The 4,065-nt window shown below is 48.6% G+C and carries 4 protein-coding genes; 3 read left to right on the forward strand and 1 reads right to left on the reverse strand.

Features of this window, described 5'->3' with window-relative positions:
* Positions 1-22: 22 nt before the first annotated feature.
* Positions 23-1,054 carry an IS630-like element ISAhy2 family transposase gene (locus AB5Y54_RS11665; protein WP_001809438.1) on the reverse strand — a complete coding sequence of 344 codons (1,032 nt, stop codon included), beginning with the start codon at positions 1,052-1,054 and terminating at the stop codon, positions 23-25.
* A 202-nt stretch (positions 1,055-1,256) separates the two neighbouring features.
* On the opposite strand from AB5Y54_RS11665, the gene AB5Y54_RS11670 reads away from it, so the two are divergent.
* The 3 genes from AB5Y54_RS11670 to AB5Y54_RS11680 all read left to right on the forward strand — a co-directional run bounded on the left by AB5Y54_RS11670 (position 1,257) and on the right by AB5Y54_RS11680 (position 4,038).
* The gene (locus AB5Y54_RS11670) at positions 1,257-2,099 is read left to right on the forward strand and encodes a DUF4062 domain-containing protein (RefSeq protein ID WP_109113035.1); all 843 of its coding nucleotides are present in this window, start codon (positions 1,257-1,259) and stop codon (positions 2,097-2,099) included.
* Positions 2,100-2,333: 234 nt separating this feature from the next.
* Positions 2,334-2,750, forward strand: coding sequence for a hypothetical protein (locus AB5Y54_RS11675; RefSeq protein ID WP_141116496.1), 417 nt, complete (start codon positions 2,334-2,336; stop codon positions 2,748-2,750).
* A 145-nt stretch (positions 2,751-2,895) separates the two neighbouring features.
* Entirely contained in the window at positions 2,896-4,038 is a 1,143-nt protein-coding gene (locus AB5Y54_RS11680; RefSeq protein ID WP_053288703.1) for an IS4 family transposase, read from the forward strand.
* Positions 4,039-4,065: the final 27 nt, after the last annotated feature.

Raw genomic sequence — 4,065 nt, forward strand, 5'->3', positions numbered from 1 at the left:
TAAATAACTGATCCCAATAGTGCTACACCTTCGCTGTGCCATAGCCATTCCCCGGGAAAGGAGACACGGTATCCATGAAGTGTTTCACTCGGGCCAGCAGGTTTGCCATCCCTCTGCATTGATGATTGCGCGTGATGGTTTCATGTAACTTGTGCCATAGCCGTTCTATGTGATTAACCCAAGGGCTGTAAACTGGCTGGAACACCAGGCAGAACTTGGGATTCTTCTTCAACCATCGCTCGGTCTGTTTGCTTTTGTGAATGATGTAGTTATCGAGGATCAACGTGATGGTTTTGGCTCGTCGGTAGTGGTGGCGCAGCTTTTCCAGCATGGCAATAAACAGCGATGAGTTTTTCTTGATCCCGCTGACGTAAAGTACCCTTCCGTTGCCTGCGTGGAGAACGCCTGCCAGATAATGCTTGGCATTCTGCCCCGGTGTGACAACCCGCTTTTGCTGCGCTCTGAACATCCAGTCGGCTCCTAATTTGGGATTGAGGTCTATATCGACTTCATCCTCATAAAACACCGGATTATCGGCATCACAGCGGGCCAGCGCGGCGTCGATATTCGCCATTTTTTCCTGATAGGCTGGGTCTTTTATCCGCAAGGTCGGCACGGGCCTGCGCCAGACAATGCCCATACGAGGTAACCATCGGCGGAGCGTGGAGGCTGCCACATTGAGCCCTGTTAACCGATTGATTTTTATAGCCAATAGTTCAGTACACCAACGGCTGCGCTGATAACCAAAATCTTGCGGAGAAAACTGCATGAGCAGCACCAGTAGGGTGACAATCTTGGCGATAGGTAAGACTGGGGCACGGCCAGCCGGTAAGGCTTCTAGCGCATCTATGCCTTCATCTCGATACCACCGAAGCCAACGACCGATGGTCGAGCGCGCAGCGCCGGTAAGGTGATGAACATCGGTGATCGTGCGTCCTTCATGTAACAGCAAGATGGCCATCAAGCGACGAGCATGTCCTTTATCACGGGTGGCATGGATGATTTTGTGAATGCGGCGCCGTTGTGGTCGTGGCAGAGGTGGTAGGATAGGCATCAACTCAGTCCTTTGGGTGTGGCTTGTTTTGTTTAGCGACTAATCAGATCGCACAAACTGGACTGAGTTCCCTTCCTCCGGTGATCTACTATTCGGAACAGCTATTTAGAAATCGAAAAATAATACGGTGTGGGATTTGTTATTCTCTAAAAAGAAATTCTTCCTTCTCGTATATGGTTAACCAGCACAAGGAGATTTTAAGGTGAGTTACACTGCTACGACATTCAATGTAATGATTGCTTCGCCTGGCGATGTCGCTTCGGAGAGGGCTATCGTTCGAGATGTCATCTACGAATGGAACGCTATTAACTCTGGAGTGAGAAAAATAGTCCTATTACCAGTTGGGTGGGAAACACACTCATCACCGGAAATGGGATCGCCAGCACAGAAAATTATCAATAAGCAAGTATTGAAAAAGTGTGACCTGCTTGTGGGAGTATTCTGGACACGCATTGGAACTCCCACTGAACACCATTTGAGTGGCACAGTAGAGGAGATTGAAGAACACATAGCGTCTGGCAAACCTGTGATGTTGTACTTCTCCAGTCAACCAGTTGCCATGGATACAGTTGATTTAACTCAAGTTCAACGACTAAAAGAGTTCAAACAGTCCTGCCAGAGTCGTGGTCTTTATGAGAGCTATGACAGTCATTCAGAGTTTAAAGATAAGTTCTATCGGCATCTGCAACTAAAATTGAATGAGCACCAGCTTTTTCAAGTAGAAGAGGCTGAAGAGTTTGAAGATGTTGTCGTCGAGTCCCGTACGAAAATTCCACACATTTCACAAGAAGCAAGAATACTGTTGAAAGAAGCCAGCCAAGACCAAGGGGGAGCGATTCTCCATGTTCGATACCTCGATGGAACAGCTATTCAAACAAACGGCAAAAATTTGCTGCCTTCCATGGACCGACGGGAGATTGCAAAATGGGAAGACGCACTCCAACAACTCAGGATGCATGACCTAGTGGTTGATCGTGGCAGCAAGGGCGAAGTATTCGAGATCACGAACCTTGGCTATCAAGTTGCTGACATGATTGTGTTATGAGCGGACTTAGAGATTCTTCAAATAATCTACTATGGCGAAGACAGCGTTTTGTATATAGGTAATGAAGATGTTAGAGATACCTACATCGATTGCAACAGGTTCGCTCAGAGTTGGGCTCCAAGTTGTTAGCTCTCACAAGAAACCTGTATTAGAAGTCTATTACCAAGTTCGAAACAGATTTGGCCCTGAGCAAGAGCTCGAAATTCCCATTGGTGTAGATGGAATGAGGGAACGGTGCATAAAAATCGGCCTCAGGATATTTTCATCCAATTTACTTTAGTGAATATTGGTGGGGTACGAGCCGAGAACGTAACTTTGCGCATAAACGGCGAGTTGAAACGGCATCATCCACGAGAGGATTTTGGTGGTGTTTTTCGGTCAACAATTTCCCAGTTTGCCCCAGGGCAAAGTCAACATCTGTTTAGCTTTAGGAAGTTTGATCTATATGAATACCCTGAAGGTGGTGGAAGCCCGCTTGGGTTAAAAGCTGAGTCCCTCACAATCACTATGGAGTACGATGCGCCACCTGGGATGCTCAATTGGTTCTTGTCACTTCCTAGAAAAGTATGCGGCAAGAAAAGGTTCGCAAAAGTATTCTCATTTTCTCCGGAGATCGTAGCTGGAGATTTACCTCCAGCAGAGTATGTCTAACAAGTCAGGTAAGTCACTCACCATTAAACCTATACCATTAGCATCTATCTACCCCTTAACCATCCCCTCGTATGAGCGAGGCGTGGCGCGGCTTCTGAGGTATGATCGCCATCCTTGACCAGCTAATACCCGACAGATAATCGCCATGTTTAACCACGATCTAATCCTCAACCACATCAACGAGATATTTGGACAGGACATGCATGCCAAGCGTGTTCTTTCCCTGGCCAATGCAACCCTCGGGGTTATCGAATCCGGTTCGCTGGCCATCCACGCCATCGGGAATGGTCTCTCCTTGGCCAATGGTCTCGAGCGCAAACATGCGGTGAAACAGGTGGACCGCCTGCTCACTAACACCAAGCTCAACGTCTGGAGCCTCTTTGACGATTGGGTTCCCTATGTGGTCGGTGAACGCACCGAGATCGTGGTATCCATGGACTGGACCGAATTCGATGCCGATGATCACAGCACCTTGGTTATCAGCCTGCAAACCAACCATGGCCGCAGTACTCCGCTGCTGTGGAAAACCCATCGAAAATCGTTGCTCAAAGGGCAACGCAATGCCCATGAGAAAGAGCTGCTCACCAAACTCAAGCAGACCCTGCCAGAAGGTATCTTCGTGACGGTAGTCGCTGACCGTGGGTTTGGTTACATGGAGCTGTTCGAGCGCCTGGAACAAGAGCTAGGCTTTGCCTATATCATTAGATTTAAAGGAAATATTTTGGTTGGTTACTCTGGTGGAGAGCAGGTTCCCGCCCGCGACTGGCTAACGCCGACCGGGCGCACCCGAACCCTCAAGGAGGTGGAGCTCACTGGGCAACGACAGCCTGTCGAGCGGGTCTATTGTTGTCACAAGAGTGGCATGAAAGACGCGTGGTTTCTGGCCAGTAACCGGACCGATCTGAGTGCCGCCAAGGCGTTGCAACTATACGGCCAGCGCTGGGGTATCGAGACCAGTTTTCGGGATATCAAAGATTACAAATTCGGCATGGGTATGGGAGATGTGCACATCAGTAATCCGGTCCGGCGTGACCGACTGTTTTTGTTCAGTGCCTTGGCCATCGTCTTGCTGACGCTGCTGGGTAAGGCTGGAGACAGTGTCGGTCTAGAGAGAACGATCAAGGTCAATACCAGCAAGAGCCGAACCTATTCGTTCTTTCGGCAAGGGGTCATTTATTACCAGTTGCTGCCTAAAATGAAAGAAGCCAATGCGGTCTTGTTGATGGGTAAATTTATCTACTACCTGAAGCAACACCGCTTATATACCCGCACACTTGGAATTATTTGAGTCTCTAAAAATGAGGGGATCTCTGAG

Origin of the sequence: Aeromonas sp. s9 (genome assembly GCF_040907765.1) — a bacterium.
In the GTDB taxonomy this organism is placed as follows: Bacteria; Pseudomonadota; Gammaproteobacteria; order Enterobacterales; family Aeromonadaceae; genus Aeromonas; species Aeromonas caviae.